Source organism: Candidatus Infernicultor aquiphilus (assembly GCF_002784285.1).
Taxonomy (GTDB): domain Bacteria; phylum Atribacterota; class Phoenicimicrobiia; order Phoenicimicrobiales; family Phoenicimicrobiaceae; genus Infernicultor; species Infernicultor aquiphilus.
The window spans coordinates 1-19,258 of the sequence record NZ_PFKO01000040.1 but is presented as its reverse complement, the minus strand read 5'-3'; the positions used below and the strand labels follow the sequence as shown (position 1 = coordinate 19,258).

Below are 19,258 nucleotides of genomic sequence, written 5' to 3'. Positions count from 1 at the left end.
ACAAGATATTCAAGGGTGTAATAAATATTGTGGTAAGGGTGAATTAAGGGGTTTTCAAGGGGAAGAATTCCCCTTGAATATCTTGATAATGTTTGAAGATCCTTCAAGCTATAATTATATTTATAAAAAAAGATGGTGATATAATTATGATAAGAAAACTTGCTCCCTCAATATTAGATGCGGATTTTTCCTGCTTAGAAAGGGAATTAAGAAAAATAGAAAAGGGAGGAGCGGATTTAATCCATTTAGATATTATGGATGGACATTTTGTGCCCAATATATCCTTTGGTCCAAAGATAGTCGAATCTATTAAAAGTAAGACATCTCTTCCGTTGGATGTTCATTTAATGATAGAAAATCCTGCTAATCATATTAAGTCATTTATTGAAGCAGGAGGAGATATTATAACTATCCACTATGAAACCTGTAGACATCTGGATAGAGTTATTCAAACTATTTTAGATATGGGAGCTAAATGTGGAATTGCTTTAAATCCAGCAACACCTCTAAACGTTATTGAATATGTCATTAATAAAATAGATATTCTTTTATTAATGACTGTTAATCCCGGTTTTGGTGGACAAAAATTTATTCCAGAGATGATTACTAAAATAGAGAAAGCAAGAAAAATAATAGATAATCAAAAAAAAATAATTAGCTTAGAAGTTGACGGTGGAATAAATTTGAATAATATTTCTAAAATAATTACAGCTGGTGCGGAAATAATTGTGGCTGGTCAAATTATATTTAAAAGTACGAATCCTGAAATAACTATAAAAAAAATAAAAAATATTTTAAAGTAAATACAAAATTATTTACTTTTTAAAGAACTGGAAGTATATATTTTGGAAAAAACTGTTGTTACTATAATTGGAAGAATAAATGTAGGAAAATCAACTTTGTTTAATAGAATTATTAAAAAAAAGATTGCTATTGTTGAAAGTGAGCCTGGTGTTACTAGAGATAGGATATACGCTGAATGTGAATGGAAAGGAAAACAATTTACTCTAATTGATACCGGAGGAATAGATTCTATCAAAAAAGAAGAAATTCATAAAAAAATAAATACTCAGACTGAATTAGCTATTGAAGAAGCAGATTTAATCCTATTATTAGTTGATATTAAAGAAGGAATAAATACCGATGATTTTAAAATAGCAAAAACTATTAGAGATAAAAACAAACCAAGTATCTTGGTTGCTAATAAAGGAGATGTAAAGGGAAGTGAATTAAAATTATATGAATTTTATGAATTAGGATTAGGGGATCCTTTTATTATTTCAGCAGAACATGGATTAAATGTTGATAATTTATTAGATAGAATAGTATCTTTTGTTTCAGAAAAAAAAGTAAATCCTGAAAAAGAAGAAAAAGATACCATAAAAGTATCAATTCTTGGTAAGCAAAATGTAGGAAAATCAAGTATATTAAATTATATTTTGGGAGAAGATAGAATAATAGTTAGTGAATATCCCGGCACTACCAGGGATGCTATTGAGGTAACCTTTAAACGTAATTCATTAAAATTGATATTTACCGACACTGCAGGATTAAGAGATAAAGCAAAGCCAAAAGAAGATATTGAATATTATAGTACCTTAAGAACTTTTAAAGCTGTAAGTAATTCTGATATAGTATTATTAATATTGGATTCTACACAAGGAGTAAGTGTGCAAGATAAAAAAATTGCGAGTTATATACAAAAGGAAAAAAAAGCTTGTATCATAATATTAAATAAATTTGATTTGATTAAAGATGAAGTAGATAAGAATTTATTAATTAAAGAGACTAAATATGAATTATCTTTTATAAAAAACTCTCCTATTATGCTAACTTCTGCCTTGACTGGTTATAATATTGGTAAAATAATTTTTGAAATCAAAGAAGTTGCTTTTCAATATAGTAAAAAAATATCAACTCCCATATTAAATAATTTTTTAAAAAAAACAATTTATGAGAATCCACCAAAATTTATAGAAGGAAATTCATTAAAGATAAGTTATGCTACCCAAATAGGAATAAGACCTCCGAAATTCCTATTGTTCGTAAATAATCCAAAATTAATGTATACTTCCTACTATAACTATTTAGAAAATAAAATACATCAAGCTTTTGGATTTGAAGGTTCACCAGTGATTATTAATTTAATTAAAAAAGATAAAAAAAGGTAGTAATTTAATGATAATTTTAGTTATTTTGATAAGTTATATATTAGGTTCTATCCCTTTTGGTTATATTATAAGTAAATTAGTCAAAAAAATTGATATAAGAGATTATGGTAGTGGAAACATAGGCGCAACCAATACTCTTCGTATATTAGGGCCTTTTGTGGCCTCAATAGTCTTAATTGGAGATATTGGTAAAGGATATTTTTCTATTTATTTATCACGTCTTATAAGTCACGATAGCATATTTATATTAACGATTGCCGGCCTAGCGGTTATATGCGGCCATGATTGGTCTTTATTTCTAAAGTTTAAAGGTGGTAAAGGAGTAGCTACTACCTTTGGAGTTATTTTGGCGCTTAATCCAATGATATCGATATTAGCAGCAATAGTTTGGGGGATGGTTATAATAACCACAAGATACGCTTCTTTATCATCTATTAGTGCAGTAATTTCTATTATAATTTTTACAATATTATTTAAACAACCTTATGAATACATCATATTCAGTATAATAATTTTAATTTTAACTATTTTTACACATAAAGAAAACATTAAACGGTTAAAATTGGGGAATGAAAGTAAAATAGGGGAGAAAATCAGGATTAAAAAAAGATAGAATTTATAATAAAAGAGGAAATATGACTAAAGTTATAATTAGTGATATCCAAAATAATAAAATATCCAAAGCTATAGAAGATGTATTCGAGAAATTTGAGGTAGAAAATAAAGTAAAAGATAAAAAAGTTTTGGTAAAACCAAATATTTTAGGTCCCTTCCCTCCTGAAAGAGGAGTAACTACGGACCCAAGAATAATCTCAGCAGTGGTTAAGAGATTAAGGGATTATAAGGCTAAAGAGATAGTTGTCGGAGATAATTCAGGTAGTATTTATTATGACCCATTAAAAATAGCTAAAATAACTGGAATTTTAGATGCTTCAGATGGTTGTTTCACTAATATTGCTAAAGACATTATAGAAATAAAGGTAAAATCTAAATTTATAGATAAGCTTTTTATTTCAAAATCAGTTATAGAGGCAGACTATATTATTAATGTTCCAAAGTTTAAGACCCACGGTTTGACTACTATTGCGGGAGCAATCAAAAATATGTTTGGTATTGTACCAGGAGCAAAGAAAGCACAGTTACATACTTTGACTCGGTCTGTTTATGAATTTGCTGAATTATTAGTAGATATCTATCAAATAAGAATTCCGGATTTAAATATCATGGATGCTATAATTGGCATGGAAGGTAGAGGCCCTACCAATGGGGAACCGAGAGTTATAAATAAAATATTAAGTAGTGATAATGGAATTTCTCTTGATTCTATAATGGCCACTATGATGGGACTTAAGCCAGAATCAATTGAACTATTGCAAGTAGCTCAAAAAAGAAATTTAGGAGAAATAGATCTATCCAGTATAGATATATCTGGGAAATTAGAAATAATTCCAGGATATAAGATACCAAATAACGGTTTATTGCAAAAAATAAGAAAAGCAGCTACCCCCTACGTATTTAATTTCGCAGCAGTTAAACCAATAGTAAATCATAATAAATGTAAAGTATGCAAGAAGTGTATAGAAGTTTGCCCGGTTTCTGCAATGAAAATGAATTTAAAGAGCGGTTTTCCTGAAGTAGATAGGAAAAAATGTATTTCTTGCTTTTGTTGTGATGAACACTGTCCTTATGGAGCAATAATTTTACCTTCCTTGCCACTAGATTGGTATAATCGATTAAGAGGAAAATAAAAAAGTTAATCATATTATAATAGCAACTATATTATTGAGGTGTATTGATGGTCAAATATCTGGTAATTGTTGAGTCACCAACTAAGGAAAAAACCTTGAAGAAAATTTTAGGAGAAAATTATCTTATTAAATCTAGCAAGGGGCATATAATTGATTTACCTAAAACAAAATTAGGTATAGATATTGGAAATGATTTTCAACCCGAGTATGTTACTATTCCCAGACAAAGAAGTATTGTAAAAGAATTAGAAAAATATTCAAAAGATAAAGATAAGATATTCTTGGCAACTGATCCGGATAGAGAAGGAGAAGCAATTGCCTGGCATATTGCTCAAAAATTAAAAATTAAAAATGATAACAACAGAGTTAGTTTTAATGAAATAACCGAAAGAGCTGTATCTCAAGCCTTTAAAAATCCGAGAGAGATTAACCTTAATATGGTAGATTCACAAAAGACCAGGAGATTATTAGATAGATTGGTAGGGTACAAGATAAGTCCTTTATTATGGAAAAAGATAGGTAAAAAACTAAGTGCAGGAAGAGTACAATCCGTGACATTGCGATTAATATGCGAAAGAGAAGAGGAGATACTTAAATTTAAAGAAGATGAATATTGGTTGATAAGTGTACTTCTTAATAAAACTGAAGATGAAGAAATAAAGCCTTTTGAGGCGAAGCTTTTTTCAGTTGATTCTAAAAAAATAACCATAAGAAATAAAAAAGAAGCGATGCAAATCTGTGAAGAAGTAAAAAATCAAAACATATATGTTAAAGATATTAATAAAAGAAAAGAATTTAAAAATCCTCAGCCTTCATTTACTACCAGCAGCTTACAACAAGAAGGATATAACAAATTAAATTTTTCTATTAAAAAAAGTATGATTATAGCTCAACAATTGTATGAAGGCATCGCTTTGGGAGATAAAGGAAATGTTGGTTTAATTACTTATATGCGTACTGATTCTATAAGGGTATCCAATGAAGCAAAAAGTGAGGCGAAAAAATATATAGAAGAAAAATATGGTAAAAAATTTGCAAAATCATTTGAAAACTTCGAAAAAGATAAAAAGAAAATAAAAAACAAAACCATTCAGGATGCCCATGAATCTATTCGGCCTACTTCTGTATTTAATCAACCAGATTTGATTAAAAAATATCTAAGTAATGATCAATATAAACTATATAGTTTAATTTGGCAAAGATTTATAGCGAGTAGAATGAAAGCTGCTTATCTAGAAAAAATCACTATAAATATAGAGGCGGGGAAATACCTATTTAGAGCTTCTGGATCTAATATATTATTTAAAGGATTTATGATTATATATAATGAAGATAATCAAGATTTAAATAAACCTCCTGATCTTAAAGAAGGAGATAAACTAAAGATAATAAAAATTGAAGAAAAGCAATATTTTACCAAACCTCCTCCCAGATATACAGAAGCTAGCTTGGTAAAAACATTAGAAAAAGAAGGAATAGGTAGACCTAGCACCTATGTACCTATTATAGATACTATACAACGTCGAGAATATGTGGAGAAGGTTAACAAAAAATTTAATCCTACAGAATTAGGAATAAAAGTAAACTCTTTTTTAACTCAATATTTTTCTGATATTATAAATGTTGCCTTTACTGCAAAAATGGAAAAACAGCTCGATGAAGTTGAATCTAATAAAAAAAAATGGGTAGATATATTAAAAACATTTTATAAAACATTTTCTAAGGATTTAGAAAAAGGAAACCAGGCCCAAAGAATTAAAATAACCCAGTTGTTTAGTGACGAAATATGTGATAAGTGTGGTCGCAAGATGTTGATAAAAAGCGGACGTTTTGGTAAATTCTTAGCTTGTTCAGGATTTCCTGATTGTAAAAATACCAAATCTTTTTTAGATAAAATTGGTATAAATTGTCCTGAGGAAGGATGCCCGGGAGAAATTGTTAGGAAAAAAACCAAAAAAGGAAGAATATTTTATGGATGCAGCAATTATCCAAAATGTTCTTTTATGACCTGGAATAAGCCGGTGGATAAAAAATGTCCTAAATGCAATTCCATTTTAGTGTTAGATAAAAATAAAAAAAACGGATTTTATTATAAATGCAGTAATTCTGTTTGTGATTATAAAGATATTATCAAAGAAGATAAAGAATAATTAATAAATAGAATAGATCTTTAAATATAAACTTAGCCTAAAATAAAAAATAAACTCCTCGAAAAGCAAAAAAGAGAGTGTTACATTTGAAGAAATATATAGAATTATATGCTTTTTTTTTAAAGAATGAAAAAAACTATTCTAATTATACCATTGTTTCCTATAGAAATGATTTAATTCAATTTTTCAATTATTTAAAACTTTATAGGATACTAAAAGATGATAAAATAGAATACGTTGATCGTAGTGTTATGCGAAAATATATTGTTTATTTAAAGAAGAGTGATTATTCAGCAAGGAGTATTTCCAGAAAAATATCCACAGTACGTTCCTTCTTTAAATTTTGTTTAAGAGAAGGCATAATTAAAGTTAATCCAACCATTAATTTAATAACGCCTAAGATAAATAAAAAGTTACCTTATTTTTTGTATTTACAAGAAGTTAATAAACTTATTGAAACTCCATTAAAAAATACAATATTTGGAATTAGAGATAGAGCAATTCTTGAACTACTTTATGGCACCGGAATTAGAGTTGGAGAACTTGTAAATTTAAATATTTGCAATATTGACTTATATGAAAAAACTATTATAGTATTTGGAAAGGGTTCAAAGGAAAGAATTCTTCCCCTTGGTAATCCGAGCATAAGGGCAATACAAGAATATTTAACCAGTAGAAATTTATTTGAAAAAAAAATATTTGTAAATAAAAATGACCTAGAGGCATTATTTTTAAATCGTTTAGGAGGACGATTAACCACAAGAAGTATACGTCGAATTATTATTAAATATATGAAAATGGCTGGTTTAAATAAAAAGATAAGCCCCCATGTTTTAAGGCATTCGTTTGCTACTCATCTTTTAGAGGGTGGAGCAGATTTACGTTCTGTGCAAGAACTTTTGGGGCATAAGAGTTTGTCCACTACTCAAATATATACTCATATTACTAAAGAAAGGTTAAAAACAATTTATAAAAAGTCTCATCCCAGGGCTTAAGGTTAAAAATTTAAAAGGAGATGAAATAAAAAATGTTTAAAGGAACCACAATTTTAGCCATAAAACATAAAGATGAGGTTGCTATTTCTGGTGATGGCCAAATAACTATAGGTAATACCATTATGAAAAATAATACCAAAAAGATACGAAAATTATATAATGATAAAATTCTTACCGGTTTTGCCGGGGCAAGTGCTGATGCTATGACTTTATTTGAAAAATTCGAAAATAAAATAGATGAGCTTCATGGAAATTTACCTAAAGCTGTTATTTCTTTAGCTAAAGAATGGCGAACTGATAAAATATTAAGAAAATTAGAAGCTATACTAATCGTTGCAGATAAAAAGAATATGTTTATAGTTTCTGGGACTGGTGATATAATAGAACCTGATGATAATATTGCTGCTATTGGCTCAGGTGGTCCTTATGCATTAGCTGCAGCAAAAGCTTTAGTGAAATTTTCTAATTTATCTGCTTATGAAATTGCTTTAGAATCTTTAAAGATTGCTGCATCAATTTGTATTTACACTAATGATAAAATAACAGCAGAAAAATTATAAAAGATAGGAGGTATTATAGTTGATTAATGATTTAACACCTTCGCAGATTGTTTCTGAACTTGATAAATATATAATTGGGCAAGATAACGCCAAAAAAGCTGTAGCTATAGCTTTAAGAAATAGAATCAGAAGGCAGAAATTGCCTCCTGAATTAATAGATGAAGTAACTCCGAAAAATATCATAATGATCGGGCCTACCGGAGTGGGAAAAACAGAAATCGCTAGAAGATTAGCAAAATTAGTTAAAGCTCCTTTTGTAAAAGTAGAAGCAACAAAATATACTGAAGTAGGGTATGTGGGAAGAGATGTGGAATCTATAATTCGAGATTTAACTGAAGTGTGTATTCAATTGGTCCGTAAAGAATGGGCAATTAAAGTAGAAGATAAGGCAAGACAATTAGCCGAAGAACAAATAATAAATTATTTATTCCCGGTAGTAAAAAAGAAAAAAGAGCAAAAAGCAGATTTATTTAAGGAATCATTTTATCCTGGAATTGAAAAAGAAAATAAAGATTCTTTAAATGTTTTAATAAAAAAAGATGAAAGAGAAGAAAGATTTGAAAGGACTAGGAAAAAGTTTAAAGATAAATTAGAAAAAGGTGAGCTGGAAAACAGATTAATTGAAGTTGAAATTGAAGAAAACATTCAACCTACCGTAGAAGTATTTTCTAATTCAGGAATAGAAGGCATGGGTATTAATTTTAAAGATATTCTTGGTAGAATGTTTCCTCAAAAAAAGAAAAAGCAAAAAGTTACTGTTGCGGAGGCTCGAAAAATATTAATCTATAATGAAACTCAAAACTTAATAGATATGGATGAAGTAATTAGGACTACCATTAATAAAGTGGAAAATTTAGGGATTGTTTTTATTGATGAAATCGATAAAATTGCCAGACAAGAAAAATCATATGGACCGGATGTTTCCAGAGGTGGAGTTCAAAGAGATATATTACCTATTGTAGAAGGTTCAACAGTCATAACTAAATATGGAGCTGTTAAAACTGACCATATTTTATTTATAGCTGCTGGGACTTTTACTACTTCAAAGCCTTCTGATTTAATACCTGAATTGCAAGGACGTTTTCCTATTAGAGTTGAATTAAATAGTTTAAGCATGGAAGATTTTAAAAGAATATTAATCGAGCCTTGTAATTCACTAATAAAACAATACATATCTTTGCTTAATACCGAAAGTCTGGAAGTAGAATTTACAGATGATGCGATTAGCGAGATTGCTGAAACCGCTTTTTTAGTAAACGAACAGACAGAAAATATTGGAGCAAGGAGACTTTATACTATATTAGAAAAATTATTAGAAGATATTTCTTTTAATGCCCCTGATCTTAAAGAAAAGAAATTTACTATTGATGAAAAATATGTAAAGAAAAAATTACAAAGTATCGTAAAAAACGAAGATTTAAGCAGGTATATTTTATAAAGTCAATAAAAAATAAAATAAATAAACCATTAAGTGTTTCTTGATTTAGAAAAAAAACTATGTTATACTACTTTTGATTTTGTGCATTAAATAGTAATTTATAGTGATTTTAGAATTCTAATTTAATATAAAAATACGAAATATTAAAATATAAATTGGAGGATAATAGATGAGTGTAGTTTCAATGAAACAATTGTTAGAAGCGGGAGTTCATTTTGGTCATCAAATGAGAAGATGGAACCCTAGGATGAAATCTTATATTTTTACAGATAGAAATAATATATATATTATAGATCTTCAACAGACTGTAAAATTAATTGATGTAGCATATGATTTTATAAAAGAGATATCTAGCAAAGGTGCAAATATATTATTTGTAGGAACAAAAAAACAGGCTCTGGAATCGATTAAAAACGAGGCAGAAAAATGTGGCATGTTTTATGTAAATTATAGGTGGTTAGGAGGAACATTAACTAATTTCAATACCATTAGAAAGAGAGTAAAAAGACTTTATGAATTAGAGGAAATGGAGAATAATAAAATGTTTGAAGTTCTTCCTAAAAAAGAAGTAATGAAATTAAAAGTAGAAAAGGAGAAATTAGAAAAATTATTAACCGGTATTAAAAATATGGAAAAGCTTCCAGATGCAATTTTTGTAGTTGACCCCAAAAAAGAGAAAATTGCAATTGCTGAGGCAATTAAACTTTCCCTACCCATTGTTGCTATTGTAGATACTAATTGTAATCCAGAAGAAATTGATTATGTAATTCCAGGAAATGATGACGCAATTAGAGCAGTAAAACTTATCTCTTCAGTTATAGCAGATGCAGTTATAGAAGGTAAGAAATTAATTATAGACCAAGCAACTGAAACAGTTAAAAAATAAACCTATATTTAAATGAAGTAAGGAGAAAAATATGGAAATTAATGCTCAGATGGTAAAAGAGTTAAGAGAAAAAACAAGTGCAGGAGTAATGGATTGCAAAGAAGCATTAAAAATGAATGCCGGAAACCTAGAAAAAGCAATTGAATATTTACGTAAAAAAGGAATAAATGCTGCTTCTTCTAAGTTTAATAGACAAACGCTAAGTGGGAAAGTAGAATCTTATATTCATTTATATGGTAAATTAGGTGTTTTAGTTGAGGTAAATTGTGAAACAGACTTTGTGGCCAATACGGAAGAATTTAAAGAATTTATAAAAAATATCGCTATGCAGATTGCTGCATCAAATCCAAGATATATTACCAGAAAGGATATTCCAAAAAGTATAATTGAAAAAGAAAAAGATATATTTTATGCTCAAGTTGAAAAATCAGGTAAGCCAGCTCCTATAATTGAAAAAATTGTCGAAGGTAAATTGGAAAAATATTTTCAAGAAAATTGTTTAATGGAACAAATATTTATTAGAGATAATAATAAAAATATTGAAGAATTATTATTGGAATTGATTGCTAAGTTAGGCGAAAATATTTTGATTAGAAGATTTGCAAGATTTAAGCTTGGCGAAGAAATCTAATAATTAAGACATAGATAATTAACCTTTATGGAAGTGTTTATAGGTTATTAAAATAATAGAGGATTTAAAATTATGGAAAAACCTATTTATAAAAGGATACTTTTAAAACTCGGCGGCGAATCACTTTCCGGAGAAAAAGGTTATGGTATTGATATCCAAAAGATTAATTTTATTTCTAAAGAAATTATTGAGATTAAAAAATTAGGAGTACAAATAGCTATAGTAATAGGGGGGGGGAATATTTTTAGAGGCCAAGAAGGGAGCGAAAAAGGTATAAATCGAGTTTCAGCAGATTATATGGGCATGTTAGCAACCGCAATAAATGCTTTAGCTCTTCAAGATTCTTTAGAAAAATTAAATGTAGAAACAAGGGTACAGACTGCAATCGAGATGAAGGCAATTGCTGAGCCGTATATTAGGAGAAGAGCTATTAGGCATTTGCAAAAAGATAGGATAGTAATTTTGGCTGCTGGAACTGGAAATCCTTATTTTACAACAGATACTGCTGCTGCCCTAAGAGCAATAGAGCTAAATACTGAAGCAATTCTTAAAGCTACAAAAGTTGATGGAATCTATGAATCTGACCCCTTAAAAAATTCAAAAGCAGTAAAATTTAGTAAGTTAGGATTCCTCGAGTTTTTAAATAAAGGTTTAAAGGTTATGGATGCAACCTCTATTTCTTTATGTATGGAAAATAATATTCCAGTAATTGTTTTTAATTTAAATATTGCTGGAAATATTAAAAGAGTTATAGTTGGTGAAAAAATAGGCACAATAGTAAAGGGGGAATAAATATGTTATCTGATTTATTAAACGATACAAAAGATAGAATGGAAAAATCAATCACAGTACTAAAAGATAATTTTGCCCATATAAGAACCGGAAGAGCTTCTTTAACTTTAATAGATCGGATAAAAATATCATATTACGGTGTGTTAACTCCTTTAAAGCAAATAGCAAATATTTCTATTCCAGAATCAAATTTAATAGTTATTCAACCTTGGGATAAAAAATACCTTGCTGAGATTGAAAAAGTTATATGGAAATCTGATTTAGGGTTAGCTCCCTTTAATGATGGTAATATTATTAGACTTACCATACCTCCTTTAAATGAAGAAAGACGAAAAGAGTTAATAAAATTAGTAAAAAAAGAAGCTGAAAAAGAAAAAATAGCTATAAGAAATATAAGAAGAGATACAAATGATATAATAAAAAAAGATGAAAAAGAAAACAATATTTCAGAAGATGATTGCAAAGAATACCAAAATAAAGTCCAAACCTTAACCGATGAATATATAAAGAAAATTGATAAATTATTAGAACTTAAAGAAAAAGAAATTATGGAAATATAACCCCCCTTCTAATTTTAATATATATATAATATGCTTTTATTTATATTATATCTCTATTAAGGGGGTATTTTTATAGGTGATAATTAATGAATATAAAAATTATAAAAATAAATTGATGGATAAAAATAAATGGATAACATAAAATTACCTCAACATTTAGCTATTATAATGGATGGAAATGGGCGTTGGGCAAAAAAAAGAGGATTGCCTCGAAGTACAGGACATAAAGAAGGGGTAAAAGCAGTTAAAAGAGTTATATCTAACTGCATAGATTTAAACATTCCCATATTAACGCTTTTTGCTTTTTCTACGGAAAATTGGGAACGTCCTAAAAACGAAGTCTTAAACTTAATTAAATTATTCGGTAAAGTTTTAGATAGAGAAAAAGCAAATTTAATAAAAAATAATATCAGAATAAATTTTATAGGAAGACTAAATGAACTTCCTAATTTACTTACTAAAAAGATGAATGAATTGATTGAATTAACTAGAAATAATAATAAATTAATTCTAAATATTGCAATTAATTATGGAGGAAGAGCTGAAATTGTTGATGCAATTAATTCTATTATATTAGATTTATATGATAAAAAGATAAAAATTGAAGATATTAATGAAAATACCGTAAGAAATAATTTATACACCCATGGTCTTCCCGACCCCGATTTATTAATAAGAACGGGTGGTGAAATGAGAATTAGTAATTTTATGATCTGGCAAATTGCATATGCAGAATTTTGGGTATCCCCTGTTTTTTGGCCCGATTTCGATAAAAATAATTTAATAGAAGCAATAAAAGATTTTCAAAAAAGGGTGAGAAAATATGGAGGGAAGGGATAATAATTTTTTAAAAAGAATTATTACTACTATTATAGGAATTCCGTTAATAGTTTTGATAATATTTTGGGGGGAATTCCCCTTTTTTATTCTAATAATGATTTTAGCCTTTTTAGGATTAAATGAATTATACCATATGGCCCATAAACAAGGATACAAGCCATCATATATATTGGGATCTATACTTACTGCATACTTTATTTTTACAACATTTTACGATATTTATAATCTAAAGTATTATCAAAATGTAATTGTTACTTTTTTTATTATAATATGTTTTATTATCCAACTATTTAAAAAAGATTTTTCTAAAGTACTTCCTGACCTATCTATTCTGATTTTTGGAAGTATTTATTTAGGATATTTGCTATCATTTCTATTAAAAGTTAAGTTTTTACCCAACGGAAATTATTACCTCCTTGGTCTTTTATTTATTACTTGGGCTAATGACATAGGAGCTTATATTATTGGTATTAACTTTGGGAAAAATAGAATATATCCTAAAATAAGTCCCAAGAAATCTCTTGAAGGGTCAGTTGGAGGGATTTTATTTAGTATCATTATTACCCTTGCCTTAAGAAGTTGGTTAAATTTATCTTTTAATAAGTTGATTTCTCTTGGGTTGATATTATCAATAGTAGGCCAACTTGGAGATTTATTTGAATCTGTGTTAAAAAGAGGTTCTGGAGTTAAAGATTCGGGAAAGTTAATCCCTGGCCACGGAGGTATATTAGACTCTTTTGATAGTTTATTATTTACAGCTCCCATATTTTATTATTATATAAAATTACTAATTTAATATAAATAAATATTTTTGAAAGTGTAGAGTCTAATTATGAGAAGAAAAATTGTTATATTAGGTTCAACAGGTTCAATAGGAAAACAAACTTTAGAAGTTATCCAAAAATATCCTAATGAATTTGAGGTAATAGGCTTAAGTGGTTGGGAAAATATAACCCTACTTAAAGAGCAGATAAATTTTTTTAAACCAAAAATATCAGTGGTTAAAAATGAGTATTTGGCTAAAAAATTGAAAAAAGATCTGAATAACTTAAGTGATATCAAAATATTTTGGGGAATCGATGGTTTAATAAAAGTGTCAGTCTTAGATGAAATAGATCTTGTTGTAGTTGCAATAACTGGAATAGCAGCACTTCTTCCAACTTATGAAGCTGTGATACATAGAAAAAATATTGCTTTAGCCAGTAAAGAAACGATGGTAGTTGCTGGTGAAATATTAATGAAGGAAGCAAAAATAAGAAATACAAATATTTTGCCTATAGATAGCGAACCTAGTGCAATTTTACAATGTTTAAAGAATGAACAAAAAGATTTGGTAGAAAAAATTATTTTGACTGCATCTGGAGGACCAATTTACAGTTTAACTGAATCCGCATTAAAAACTGTTTCCATTGAAGATGCGTTAAATCATCCCAATTGGAAAATGGGGAAAAAAGTTACTATTGACTCAGCAACCTTAATGAATAAGGGATTAGAAGTAATTGAAGTGAAATGGTTTTTCGATATTCCAACTAATAAGATAGAAATTGTAATTCATCCTCAAAGTTATGTACACTCCATGGTTCAATTTATAGATGGTACTATTTTGGCTCAATTAGGTGAGCATGATATGAAAATTTCGATTCAATTTGCTTTATTTTATCCAAATAGAATTTATAACAACTTTAATCGATTAGATTTAACAAAAGTTAACCAATTAACTTTCAAAAAACCTAATTTTAATAAATTCCCTTGTCTTAAACTTGCCTATCAAGCTATAGACCTTGGAGGAACAATGCCGGCAGTATTAAATGGGGCAAATGAAATTGCGGTTAATGCTTTTTTGAATAATCAGATAAGTTTGCCAGAAATTCCCATAATTATTCAAAATACAATGAAAAATCATAAACCAAAGCTTAATCCAAGTATTAGTGATATTTTAGATGCTGACTACTGGGCTAGACAAAGAGCTTTATATTTGTGTACCAATCAATAATAATTAATTTTGGTGAATAAAATTGTTAACTATAATAGCATTTATTTTCGTATTTAGTATATTGGTTTTTTTTCATGAATTTGGTCATTTTATTGCTGCTAAAACATTCGGGGTAAGGGTATATAAATTTGCCTTTGGTTTCGGACCAAAAATATTTGGATTTATAAAAAATCAAACAGAATATATTATATGTTTAATTCCTCTCGGCGGTTTTGTAAAAATGGCTGGTGAAATAGGACAAGAGGAGGTAAAGGATACATCAGAAAAATTAACAGAAGAACAGAGATTTGATAAGAAATCTTTAGGAATTAGAGCGTTAATTATATCTTTAGGCCCTTTTATGAATATCATTACTTCAATTATTATATTCAGTCTCATTTTTTTTGTTAACGGAATTCCGATTACTAACAATAATGTTTATACAGTTATAAAAAATGGATCTGCTGATCAAGCTGGGATACTTCCGGGAGATAAAATAATTGCTATTAATTCAAAAGAAATAGATAATCCTGATGAAATTGCTAACATTATAAATAAAAGTTCTGGAGAAATTTTAAAACTAACCCTGGACCGAGAGGGGGAAAATATTGATATATTGGTAACCCCACAATATGATGTTAATTATAAAAAAGGATTAATAGGAATTACTTTTGAAATATCAATTAAAAAAATTAATATATTTTATGCTTTTCTTAAAGGCTTAACAATTACTGGAAATATTATTAAATTAATTTTTTCAAATGTAATAGAGATGATTAGCGGGAAAGTACCAATTGAAATAGCTGGACCTTTGGGTATAGCTCAGATGACGGGAGAAGCAGTAAAATTAGGTTTCTTGAATTTGTTATATTTTACTGCAATTTTAAGTATCTTTATAGGATTATTTAATCTTCTTCCTATCCCAGTCCTGGATGGTGGTTATATTATAATTTTAACTATAGAAAAAATAAGGGGTAAGCCTTTGGAGGTTGAAAAAATCAACTTTATGTATTTAGTTGGAATATCTCTAATGATAGTTATTTTTGTAATCGCCACTTACAATGATATTTTAAGGATTTTCGCTAAATAAAAAAATAAGGAAATTAGATAAGATGTATACGAGAAAACAAACTAAAAGCATAAAAGTGGGTAACTTATTAATTGGAGGGAATGCTCCGATTTCAGTTCAATCAATGACCAATACTGATACGAAAAATATACCAGATACAGTATCCCAAATAAAAAGAATGGAAAAAGAAGGTTGTGAGTTAGTAAGAGTGGCAGTTCCAGACCTGGAATCATGTTATTCATTACCTTTAATAAAAAAAGAAATTAATATACCCTTAGTTGCTGATGTTCACTATGATTATAAATTGGCCTTAAAATCTATCGAATTTGGCGTAGATGGATTACGAATAAATCCTGGAAATATTAGAAATTATGAAAAAATTAAATTAATTATAAATTCAGCAAAGAAAAAAAATTTACCTATTAGATTTGGTATAAACTCAGGTTCATTAGATAATGATATACTAAAAAAATATAAAAAAATAACTCCTCAAGCTTTAATGGAAAGTGCTGATAATATGGTCAAGATATTAGAAGAAGTTAACTATCATAATATAATTTTCTCTATTAAATCTACCAACGTAATTGATACTATTGAAGCAAATTATATTTTTGCCTCAAAATACGATTATCCTTTGCATCTAGGCATTACTGAAGCAGGTCCTCCTTTTCAAGGCATTATTAAATCATCTGTTGGGATTGGTTCACTATTATTCCAAGGAATTGGGGATACTATCCGAGTATCACTTACTTGTGATCCAATAGAAGAAATAAAAGTAGGTTATGAAATATTAAAAGCTTTACATCTCAGACAAAGAGGCACAAATTTAATTTCCTGTCCTACTTGTGGAAGATGCAAAGTAGACCTCAATAAAATTATAAAAAAAGTTGAAAGACAGATTTGTAATATTGACCAACCATTAACTATTGCAGTTATGGGTTGCATGGTAAACGGTCCAGGTGAAGCAAGAGAAGCAGATATAGGAATTGCTTATCATGAAAAAACTGGAGTTCTTTTTAAAAAAGGTAAAATATTAGGTAAATTTAGTGAAAAAGTGATAGTAAAAAAATTGATAGAAGAAATAAAAAATATGTCAGATAAGATATAAATTTAATACAATTATTATTATATAATTTTAATTAATATATATTTTTAAACCATTTAATGAGGTGAAATTTTTGATAAACAAGCTTATAGAAGAAATTAAAGAAACCGAAGCTGTTGCTGATAAAATAATCAAAGATGCGGAAGATAAAGCAGCTAAAATTATTAAAGAGGCTCATCGAGAAGCAGATGAATTGATAGAGAAAATTAAAAAACAAACCATTGAAGAAGGAAAAATAATAATAAAAAAAGAAGAAATATTATCAAAAAAGGAAGCAGAAAATATTATCAAAAAAAGCGAAATAGAAAAAGAAGAGATATATAAAAAGGCAATAAAAAAGATGGAAGACACGGTTAAAATAATAGTTAAAGGTGTGGTGGGGGATAATGGCGATATGTAAAGTAAAAAAAGTTAATCTCTTCACTCATATCGAATTAAAAGATAAGGTTATTTTAGAACTTCAAAAAGCAGGATGTATTCAAATAACGGATGTTACAACTAAATTAGCAACCTCAGATTTATTAACTTATAAAAAAATAAAGGCTACAGAGATTGATTCTGCATTGGTAGAAGTAAAATATTGTATAGATTACCTTTCTGATTTTAAAGATATTTCTAAAAAATCTGGTAAATCTATAGATCCTTTAAAAGATATATACGATTATAAAAAATTGGCTTTTTTATTTTCTAATTTTGATTCTAAAAATATTTATAGAAAATGTAAAGAACTAGATGGAACCCTAAAAGAACTAAAAAATAGAGAAAACTATCTTAAAAATCTACAAGAACACCTGGAAGAATGGAAAGAATTAGATATAAAAATAGAGGATTTAGAAGGAACAAAAAATACCAAACTTATTTTAGGTAAAATCCCTTTAAAAAATTATATTTTTTGTTTAGAAGAAATAAAAAAAATAGGACAAGAAATTGAAATAAAAAAAATTGATAAAAATAATAAACAGTATAAAATGATAATTATTTCAATTTCCGAACATTGTCATTTTATTAATAAAATCTTAAATAAATACAATTTTGAATATTTTAATTTTCCCTTGGAATTCAGTGGAACTCCAAAAAATATTTTAAGAGACATTTCTGAGGAATTAAAAAGTATTGAGAAAAAAAGAGAGGATATTTTTGATATAAGTAAAAAGATATATAGAGAAAATTTATCATTGTACCTTGCTTTCGATTATTTAAATATTTGTAAAAGTAGAAAAGATATAGAAATATACTTAAAACAGACCCAAAAAGTAATAATTATTGAAGGATGGATATTAGAAAAAGATATCAATAAACTAAAAAAGCAATTATTTGAAGAAAATAAAGAGTTGGAAATGATTTTTAGCAACCCTAAGGAAAATGATAATATACCAGTTGCATTAATTAATAATAAATTTATACAACCTTTTGAATCAATTACAGAGTTATATGGTATCCCTCAATATAAAGAATTTGATCCTACCCCTTTATTTGCTCCCTTTTATTTTATTTTCTTTGGAATATGTTTATCCGATGCCGGTTATGGTTTAATTATGGCTGTTTTATGTTATTTTGCTTTATTAAAGTTCAAATTTAAAGGGACAACTAAAAAATTTATAAAATTATTTTTCTTATGCGGATTATCTACTTTGATTATTGGAGCAATCATGGGTAGTTGGATGGGTGATGCACTTAATTATCTTCCCCCAAATATTTTGTTTCTAAAAACTTTTTTAATCGATAAATTATCCTTGCTTGATCCTATAAAAAATCCTATGCCTTTATTGTTAATATCTCTATCTTTGGGAGTAATTCAAATTTATACTGGATTTATTATTAAATTAATCGCAAATATTAAAGAAAGTAAAATGAAAATAGGTTTAATGGATCAAGGCTCGTGGTTATTATTAATTTCTGGCCTACTTTTATATATAATTGCAAATACTATTACTTGCCCCGTGGGTTTTAAAATATTTACAAAATATTTAACTATAACCGGAGTATTGTCTGTAGTTATTACCCAAGGAAGGTCAAATAAAAATATTATATTAAAGATTGCTGTTGGGATTATAAGTTTATATAATCTTATAGGATATATTAGTGATATTCTATCTTATTCACGATTATTTGCTTTAGGATTATCAACTGCAGTTTTAGCAGTAGTAATAAATACTTCAGTATTATTTTTTAAGGAGGTGCCATTTATTGGTATTATTTTGGTAACTTTAGTTTTTTTAGCGGCACATTTATTTAATATGGTACTGGGTGTTATGGGTGCATTTGTTCATTCAACGCGTTTACAGTATGTAGAATTTTTTACTAAATTCTATAAAGGAGGAGGATCTCCTTTTAAACCTTT

19 protein-coding genes are annotated in these 19,258 nt (G+C 27.9%); all 19 read left to right on the top strand.

The window, feature by feature from the left end; genetic code table 11:
• Positions 1-146: 146 nt before the first annotated feature.
• Positions 147-803: a ribulose-phosphate 3-epimerase gene (rpe, locus tag COZ07_RS01325; protein ID WP_406606800.1), complete on the top strand. Its 657-nt coding sequence runs from the start codon at positions 147-149 to the stop codon at positions 801-803.
• Positions 804-845: 42 nt separating this feature from the next.
• Complete coding sequence (der, locus tag COZ07_RS01320; protein WP_406606799.1) at positions 846-2,171, top strand: ribosome biogenesis GTPase Der; 1,326 nt, start codon at positions 846-848, stop codon at positions 2,169-2,171.
• Between the two features lie 7 nt (positions 2,172-2,178).
• A complete protein-coding gene (plsY, locus tag COZ07_RS01315; protein WP_406606798.1) occupies positions 2,179-2,784 on the top strand; it encodes a glycerol-3-phosphate acyltransferase in 606 nt (201 codons plus the stop codon).
• A gap of 22 nt (positions 2,785-2,806) precedes the next feature.
• Positions 2,807-3,919, top strand: coding sequence for a DUF362 domain-containing protein (locus COZ07_RS01310; protein ID WP_406606797.1), 1,113 nt, complete (start codon positions 2,807-2,809; stop codon positions 3,917-3,919).
• A 47-nt stretch (positions 3,920-3,966) separates the two neighbouring features.
• The gene (gene topA / locus COZ07_RS01305; protein ID WP_406606796.1) at positions 3,967-6,069 is read left to right on the top strand and encodes a type I DNA topoisomerase; all 2,103 of its coding nucleotides are present in this window, start codon (positions 3,967-3,969) and stop codon (positions 6,067-6,069) included.
• A 77-nt stretch (positions 6,070-6,146) separates the two neighbouring features.
• A complete protein-coding gene (gene xerC, locus COZ07_RS01300; protein WP_406606795.1) occupies positions 6,147-7,064 on the top strand; it encodes a tyrosine recombinase XerC in 918 nt (305 codons plus the stop codon).
• A gap of 32 nt (positions 7,065-7,096) precedes the next feature.
• The gene (hslV, locus tag COZ07_RS01295; RefSeq protein ID WP_406606794.1) at positions 7,097-7,624 is read left to right on the top strand and encodes an ATP-dependent protease subunit HslV; all 528 of its coding nucleotides are present in this window, start codon (positions 7,097-7,099) and stop codon (positions 7,622-7,624) included.
• A gap of 22 nt (positions 7,625-7,646) precedes the next feature.
• Positions 7,647-9,062: an ATP-dependent protease ATPase subunit HslU gene (gene hslU / locus COZ07_RS01290; protein WP_406606801.1), complete on the top strand. Its 1,416-nt coding sequence runs from the start codon at positions 7,647-7,649 to the stop codon at positions 9,060-9,062.
• Positions 9,063-9,231: 169 nt separating this feature from the next.
• On the top strand, positions 9,232-9,948 hold the full coding sequence (gene rpsB, locus COZ07_RS01285) for a 30S ribosomal protein S2 (protein WP_406606793.1): 717 nt from the start codon (positions 9,232-9,234) through the stop codon (positions 9,946-9,948).
• Positions 9,949-9,979: 31 nt separating this feature from the next.
• A complete protein-coding gene (tsf, locus tag COZ07_RS01280) occupies positions 9,980-10,579 on the top strand; it encodes a translation elongation factor Ts (RefSeq protein ID WP_406606792.1) in 600 nt (199 codons plus the stop codon).
• 72 nt (positions 10,580-10,651) lie between these two features.
• On the top strand, positions 10,652-11,371 hold the full coding sequence (pyrH, locus tag COZ07_RS01275) for a uridine monophosphate kinase (RefSeq protein WP_406606791.1): 720 nt from the start codon (positions 10,652-10,654) through the stop codon (positions 11,369-11,371).
• Positions 11,372-11,373: 2 nt separating this feature from the next.
• Positions 11,374-11,931, top strand: coding sequence for a ribosome-recycling factor (frr, locus tag COZ07_RS01270; protein ID WP_406606790.1), 558 nt, complete (start codon positions 11,374-11,376; stop codon positions 11,929-11,931).
• 129 nt (positions 11,932-12,060) lie between these two features.
• Positions 12,061-12,771, top strand: coding sequence for an undecaprenyl diphosphate synthase family protein (locus tag COZ07_RS01265; protein WP_406606789.1), 711 nt, complete (start codon positions 12,061-12,063; stop codon positions 12,769-12,771).
• A complete protein-coding gene (locus tag COZ07_RS01260) occupies positions 12,755-13,567 on the top strand; it encodes a phosphatidate cytidylyltransferase (protein WP_406606788.1) in 813 nt (270 codons plus the stop codon). Before COZ07_RS01265 ends, COZ07_RS01260 begins: the two co-directional genes overlap by 17 nt.
• A 36-nt stretch (positions 13,568-13,603) precedes the next feature.
• Positions 13,604-14,764 carry a 1-deoxy-D-xylulose-5-phosphate reductoisomerase gene (locus COZ07_RS01255; protein ID WP_406606787.1) on the top strand — a complete coding sequence of 387 codons (1,161 nt, stop codon included), beginning with the start codon at positions 13,604-13,606 and terminating at the stop codon, positions 14,762-14,764.
• 22 nt (positions 14,765-14,786) lie between these two features.
• On the top strand, positions 14,787-15,833 hold the full coding sequence (gene rseP, locus COZ07_RS01250; RefSeq protein WP_406606786.1) for an RIP metalloprotease: 1,047 nt from the start codon (positions 14,787-14,789) through the stop codon (positions 15,831-15,833).
• A 22-nt stretch (positions 15,834-15,855) separates the two neighbouring features.
• On the top strand, positions 15,856-16,920 hold the full coding sequence (ispG, locus tag COZ07_RS01245; protein WP_406606785.1) for a flavodoxin/ferredoxin-dependent (E)-4-hydroxy-3-methylbut-2-enyl-diphosphate synthase: 1,065 nt from the start codon (positions 15,856-15,858) through the stop codon (positions 16,918-16,920).
• 70 nt (positions 16,921-16,990) lie between these two features.
• Positions 16,991-17,317: a hypothetical protein gene (locus COZ07_RS01240; protein ID WP_406606784.1), complete on the top strand. Its 327-nt coding sequence runs from the start codon at positions 16,991-16,993 to the stop codon at positions 17,315-17,317.
• The coding region (locus tag COZ07_RS01235) for a V-type ATP synthase subunit I (RefSeq protein ID WP_406606783.1) at positions 17,304-19,258 on the top strand (1,955 nt) is incomplete at its 3' end. The genes COZ07_RS01240 and COZ07_RS01235, both read left to right, overlap by 14 nt.